Here is a 6000-nt window from a genome sequence, read left to right as displayed (position 1 = left end):
ACTCCTGTTGCTGCAGGAAGTGAATCATGGATAGCTAATCTCATCAATACCCTGATTGGGTTTCGACCCTAGCGGTGTTGTGCTCGGACTTTGTCAGAACAAACAGATCGAAAATTTCAGGTAATCTGGTTTTCAGCCAAAATCTGTAGGCTTAGCAGGGTAGGGTGTCGAGAAATGACTGCAGCGCTGGCTGAACTTCGCCCAAGTGAAGCAGAGGCGCATGCCCTTGTCCCTTCGCCAGAATGACCGCCATTTGTGTGTGGCGAGCTTGCATGGCTTGTGTGATTGACGCCGTAAGAAGCTTTGAGTTTACTCCGCGTATGAGAAGCAGCGGTAGCCCTGCCATGAGATCAAACTGTGGCCACAGGTCAGGTATCGCCTTGTCGAGATTCATGGCAGCGAATGCTTGGCCAATCGCTGGATCGCAGTCGGGCACGATTCCCTTCTCTGTTTCCCGAAAGATAGCTTCGGCAAATTCTTCCCAGTCACCCGAAGAGAGGGCAGGGAAAGCCGATCCATGCAGTGCTTTGAGCCCTTCCGTGGCTGATTTCCAATCGGGAAGCGGCTCTGCTTCTTTGAGGTAAGCCTGAATCTCGCGCAATCCCTCCACGCCCAATTCGGGCCCGACATCATTGAGAATGCCAGCGGCCATGCGCTCGAGCGCCATCTGCGCCAGAATATGCATGATCAGGCCACCGCGGGAGGTGCCGATGAAGATGGCGCGTTCAAGATCAAGGTGATCCATCGCCTTGAGAACATCGCGCGCTTCCGTCACGATATTATAGCTTGTTTTGTCGCCGGCCCAATCGGACCGGCCGCGCCCGCGATAGTCGAGGCAGATAACCCGACGGGGCCGTTTGGCCGATTGGCTGATTTGCCGGGCGAGAGGCTCGAAATCTCGGGAATTGCGCGTGAGGCCCGGCAGGCAGACCACGGGGAGATCAGGGGCCGCTGAACCTGTGGCTGGAAATTCGCGGTAGGCGAGACGCAAGCCGTCGTCCGAGGTCAGATAACCAAATCCGTCGTCTCGCATGTCTTCTTCCCCGCTCGCAGTTTCAGATTGTATCCTCAGCGATCGCTGCTGGCTGGTCGGCCAAAGCGAAGATCGTTGGCAATGTCTGCCTTCTGGCCCAACCGAACCTTGTAGACCTGATAGTTTTCCATCACACGCTGAACATAGTTGCGAGTCTCTGGGAAGGGAATGCGTTCGATCCAGTCAATCACTTCGTCCAGGCTTTTTCCGCGCGGGTCACCATAGCGGTCTATCCATTCCGGCACGCGGCGGGGACCGGCATTGTAGGCAATAAATGTCAGAATATAGGATCCGCCAAAGGCATCGATCTGTTCGCCCAGATAATGTGCGCCCAATGTGGCGTTGTAGCCGGGGTCTGTCGTCAGCTTTGCCTGCACGAAAGGCATGCCGTGACGGGTTGCGACACCCTTGGCTGTTCCGGGGAGGATCTGGAGAAGACCACGCGCATTTGCCGGCGACACGGCTGCCGGATTGAAGGCGCTTTCCTGCCGTGCAATCGAGTAGGCCAGTGCCTTGCCCGAGCCATCTATGTTGGCACTGGCGGGGATGACGCCAAGCGGGAAGGCAAGGGCAGCCACGTCGATCCCACGATTGAACGCAGATTTGCCGATCTGGAGTGAGAGGGCGTGGTTATTGTCGCGCTCAGCGCGTGCCGCAAGAATTGCCAGCTCGCCAGGACTGGTCAATTCATCGGCGAGTGCACGATACAGAGCCGAAGCGCGTTGAGAATGTCCTGCCGCGTCCAGACGGTCGATTGCTCTGGCCGCCTCCCGCATCTGGAAGTTTCTCCGGTCCTCGGCCGTGGGGGATGGATAGGCAACATTCAGCGTTTTCTGCTGAAGACGCGCTGCTGCCAGCTGGCCATAGAAAGTGGCCGGGTATTGCGCCGCTTTTGCGTAAAACTCCTGCGCCTGTCCAGGGCCACCGGCTTCCGCCGTGCGCCCCAGCCAGTACCATGCGCGCGATGCAGATAGCGGCCGCGTCGAGGCGGTCAGGATTTTCTTGAAGTGGTTTGCTGCGACGGCGGGTTGCTTGAGTGCTCGCAAAGCATACCAGCCAGCATGAAATTCCGCATCGACGATATCGGTGGGTTGATGGGCATTGTGGGCCGCGACAACGCGATAGGCTTCAGCAAAATCGCCCTGATCAGCCAAACCACGGGCTATGATCCGCCGCTCGTTCCACCACTCACTGGAATTGACAAGCTCGTCGCGGTCTTTCGGCGAGCGTGCCAGTAGCGCCGCAGCGCGGCGGTAATTGTCCTGCAGGCGCTGATACTCGATCTGAACGAACAGATAGGCCGGATCATTCACCAGAGCCTTGTCTACGCTCGCCAAAAGCGCCTCGGCATTTTTCGCACGGGACGCCACTGCGGCCCAGGCCTTGTAAAGCGACTGGGCGTGACCGGCCTCGGCAAATCTCTTCGCCTGACTGATCCGACCGCGATACATCAGGTAATCCATGCGCGCCCGATGATCGGCGGGCGTGAGCAGGCCGGAGAATTCGCGCAGGATTCCATCTTCGAGATCCTTGTCCAACGCATTGCCAGCCCAGAACGGGCGAAGCGTTCTCGCAGCCTCGGCCCTCTTTCCTGTCGCCATCAAGGCACGGGCAAGAATAATGGCGCCTTGCGGTGTTTCGGGACGCGTCGCACCAAAGGCAGCCAAAACGGACTGAGCGGGCGGATTTTCCTGCCATAGGGCCCGTTCGGAAAAAGCGCGCAGATTTTTCAGGCCCGGCCATCCCCGCAATTGCTGCTGGGCCTCGGCGATTTCATGCGAGGGAACACCGCGCAGGCCGGAGGTGGCAATGGCGAAGGTCAGCAGGTGATGATCGAGCGAGCCCTGCGACAGTGCATCGCGGGCAGAAAGGGCGGTGCTGACATCGTTGCTGGAAAGCGCGTCAAGCCCCTGTTTGAGGATGGCGAGGGAGGAGCCATCCTGGCCCGGATTATCCGTCCGAGGAATCGCGCCGGTGATCTCCGGTGTCGGAATCGTCACCTGGTGCAGATTGTCCGGGCGCGATAGAGGACGGGGCAGCGAACCCTCCGGAAGCGGTGCCGCGAGGCACACTCCGCAAGACAGCAGCATATAAAAACCGACAGTATGAAATGAAGCCTTCATCCCAAAGCGCCCACGATTTCGCTCTATTCTCCCATGAAGCGGATGTGTTGCTTAACAGATCCTTACCAGAGCCCCGCCTGTCACGAATTCTCCTATCACGATGTGTTGCAAAACACCTCCCATTGCGCTTGTCGCCGTCACTGACGCGCTTTATGGTGCGCCGCTCGTAACCAAATAATGCGGCTGAACAAAGATTAGGAGCCGCGAGGAGACTTCGCATGTTCAAGGGGTCCATGCCCGCACTCGTCACGCCTTTCACAGATGCGGGTGCGGTGGATGAGGAGGCTTTTGCCGCTCATGTGGAGTGGCAGATCTCTGAGGGAAGCACAGGTCTGGTGCCTGTTGGCACGACAGGCGAATCGCCGACACTTTCGCATGCGGAGCATAAACGGGTGATCGAGCTGTGCATCGAGGTGGCGAACAAGCGTGTTCCCGTCATCGCAGGTGCAGGCTCCAACAATACGCGCGAAGCCATCGAGCTTGCGGTTCACGCCCAGGAAGCGGGTGCAGACGGGCTGCTGGTTGTTACCCCTTATTATAACAAGCCAACGCAAAAGGGCCTGATCGCACATTTCTCGGCCATTGCAGAAGCTGTGACGCTGCCGATCATCATCTACAACATCCCGCCGCGTTCGGTTATCGATATGCTGCCCGAAACAATGGGCGCTCTGGCCAAGGCGCATTCCAACATCGTTGGGGTGAAGGATGCGACAGGGAAGATCGAGCGCGTATCTGAACAGCGCATGGCATGCGGCAAGAATTTCATCCAGCTTTCCGGTGAAGACGCAACGGCACTCAGCTTCAATGCCCAGGGCGGCGTCGGCTGCATTTCCGTATCCGCCAATGTTGCGCCGCGCCTCTGTGCCGAATTCCAGCAGGCGACGCTTGCCGGAGATTATGCAAAAGCTCTTGATTATCAGGATCGGCTTTTCCCATTGCACAAGGCGATCTTCATGGAGCCGGGCGTCTGCGGTGCCAAATATGCTCTGTCACGCATTCGCGGCATGAACCGCCATGCGCGCTCGCCGCTCCTTTCCAGCCTTGAGCCGGCAACGGAGGCGGCCATCGATGCGGCGTTGAAGCATGCAGGCCTGTTGAACTGACGGGTCCGTGCCGGGTAAATCCGGCGCGGCCCTTTCTTTCATCCCGTAGAGATCTTACATCTGACATCGGCGCCGGATTGACCGGCTCATCTGGAAAGGCAACGGAAAACCGTTCATGGCACCCAAAGGCAGTCAGCGTGTGGTCAACAAGATCGTTGCGGAAAACCGCAAGGCACGCTTCAATTACGAGATTATCGACACCTACGAGGCAGGTCTGGTTTTGACCGGCACGGAGGTCAAGTCTCTGCGTGACGGCAAGGCCAATATTGCGGAATCCTATGCCTCCGATGAAGGGGATGAGATCTGGCTGATCAATTCTCATCTGCCGGAATATCTGCAGGCCAACAGGTTCAATCACGAACCTCGCCGTCGCCGCAAGCTTCTGCTCAGCAAGCGAGAGATCAATCGCCTCCGCGCCGGTATCAATCGCGAAGGCATGACCCTCGTCCCGTTGAAGATCTATTTCAACGAAAAGGGCAGGGCGAAACTCGAACTGGCGCTGGCCAAGGGCAAGAAGCTGCATGACAAGCGCGAGACAGAAAAAGAGCGCGATTGGAACCGGCAGAAGAGCCGGTTGCTTAAGTCAGGCTGATCTGTTTCGTCTGACCGGCGGCTTGCTATCGGCCGCCGGTGCCAAGAGCCAGCAGAAATGCACGTTGCCGGGCCTCTTGCAGAGCAAGGTCCTGCCGTTGCGCCCGAGGCAAGATAGCCCTCTGGCTCTCCTGTCCTGAAATATCCTTCAGCTGATGTGGGGAAAGCTCTGCCACATCGATATATCGGCCCCGTCCCGCTCGCCTGTTTCCAAGGTCCCAAAGGGTGCGCAACAGGCTGCCCCAGCGGCTTTTCAGCTGAACGCTTGCAATGGTGGGGTCGGAGGTCTCAATCGTGCGCATAGCTGCATCCTTTCGATAAGGCACGAGGGAAGATGCCGGTTAGCGCATCACGCGGTACCGGTGCATCTGGCGGAGGGTTTGAGGTTGAGGGAAGGGTGAGCTTGGTCTCACGCGGCGGAGAATGCCGCAGGGCAGTTCATACGTCTATCGAATGTTTGGAATGCCATCGATCACCTTCGTTGATGGATGGCGAAACAAAAACGGCGCCCGCGGAAATTGCCGCAAGCGCCGTTTTTTTGCAAAAGAAGGTGGGGGTTTTAGGCCCCTTGTACATCCGCTGCGACATCGTGCGGGCGCGGCGGGCGCTCCGACGGATCGCGACCGATTTCCGCCTTCAGGGAAAGGAGGTCGATGAAGTGATCGGCCTGACGGCGCAGATCATCCGCAATCATCGGCGGCTGTGTCGCCATGGTGGAGACCACGGAGACCTTGCGACCTTTGCGCTGTAGCGCTTCGACAAGTGTGGTGAAATCGCCGTCGCCGGAGAAGAGGACCAGATGATCGACAGTCTCGGATTGTTCCATGGCATCGATCGCCAGTTCGATGTCCATATTGCCCTTTACCTTGCGGCGGCCCATGGAGTCGGTAAATTCCTTGGCAGGCTTGGTAATGACCTTGTAGCCGTTATAGTCCAGCCAATCGATCAATGGGCGAATGGACGAATATTCCTGATCTTCAATCAGTGCCGTATAGTAGTAGGCACGCAGAAGATAGCCGCGCTTTTGGAAAGCCTTGAGAAGCTTGCGGTAATCGATGTCAAAGCCGAGACTTTTGGAGGCAGCGTAAAGATTCGCGCCATCTATGAAGAGTGCAATTTTTTCGCGGGGGTCAAACATAAATCCTCGTCC

General features: G+C 57.7%; 6 protein-coding genes. 2 read left to right on the top strand and 4 right to left on the bottom strand.

Annotated features, from left to right (window positions below; all coding sequences use genetic code 11):
• Positions 1-151: 151 nt before the first annotated feature.
• Together ACFSE1_RS12160 and ACFSE1_RS12155 are read right to left on the bottom strand one after the other, a co-directional pair.
• Positions 152-1033: an alpha/beta fold hydrolase gene (locus ACFSE1_RS12160; RefSeq protein WP_377401424.1), complete on the bottom strand. Its 882-nt coding sequence runs from the start codon at positions 1031-1033 to the stop codon at positions 152-154.
• Between the two features lie 35 nt (positions 1034-1068).
• Positions 1069-3156 (bottom strand): lytic transglycosylase domain-containing protein, encoded by a 2088-nt coding sequence (locus ACFSE1_RS12155; protein ID WP_377401421.1) that lies wholly within the window; start codon positions 3154-3156, stop codon positions 1069-1071.
• Between the two features lie 218 nt (positions 3157-3374).
• On the opposite strand from ACFSE1_RS12155, the gene dapA reads away from it, so the two are divergent.
• Together dapA and smpB are read left to right on the top strand one after the other, a co-directional pair.
• Positions 3375-4259 (top strand): 4-hydroxy-tetrahydrodipicolinate synthase, encoded by an 885-nt coding sequence (gene dapA / locus ACFSE1_RS12150; RefSeq protein WP_377401418.1) that lies wholly within the window; start codon positions 3375-3377, stop codon positions 4257-4259.
• Between the two features lie 115 nt (positions 4260-4374).
• A complete protein-coding gene (gene smpB / locus ACFSE1_RS12145) occupies positions 4375-4851 on the top strand; it encodes an SsrA-binding protein SmpB (protein ID WP_377401415.1) in 477 nt (158 codons plus the stop codon).
• 25 nt (positions 4852-4876) lie between these two features.
• On the opposite strand, the gene ACFSE1_RS12140 is transcribed toward smpB, so the two are convergent.
• A complete protein-coding gene (locus tag ACFSE1_RS12140; RefSeq protein WP_377401412.1) occupies positions 4877-5152 on the bottom strand; it encodes a hypothetical protein in 276 nt (91 codons plus the stop codon).
• A 257-nt stretch (positions 5153-5409) separates the two neighbouring features.
• Positions 5410-5988, bottom strand: coding sequence for a LabA-like NYN domain-containing protein (locus ACFSE1_RS12135; protein WP_377401409.1), 579 nt, complete (start codon positions 5986-5988; stop codon positions 5410-5412).
• Positions 5989-6000 lie beyond the last annotated feature (12 nt).

The organism is Affinirhizobium helianthi (assembly GCF_042680945.1).
Classification (GTDB): domain Bacteria; phylum Pseudomonadota; class Alphaproteobacteria; order Rhizobiales; family Rhizobiaceae; genus Neorhizobium; species Neorhizobium helianthi.
The sequence above is the reverse complement of the archived record's forward strand: the minus strand, read 5'-3'. Positions and strand labels throughout refer to the sequence as shown.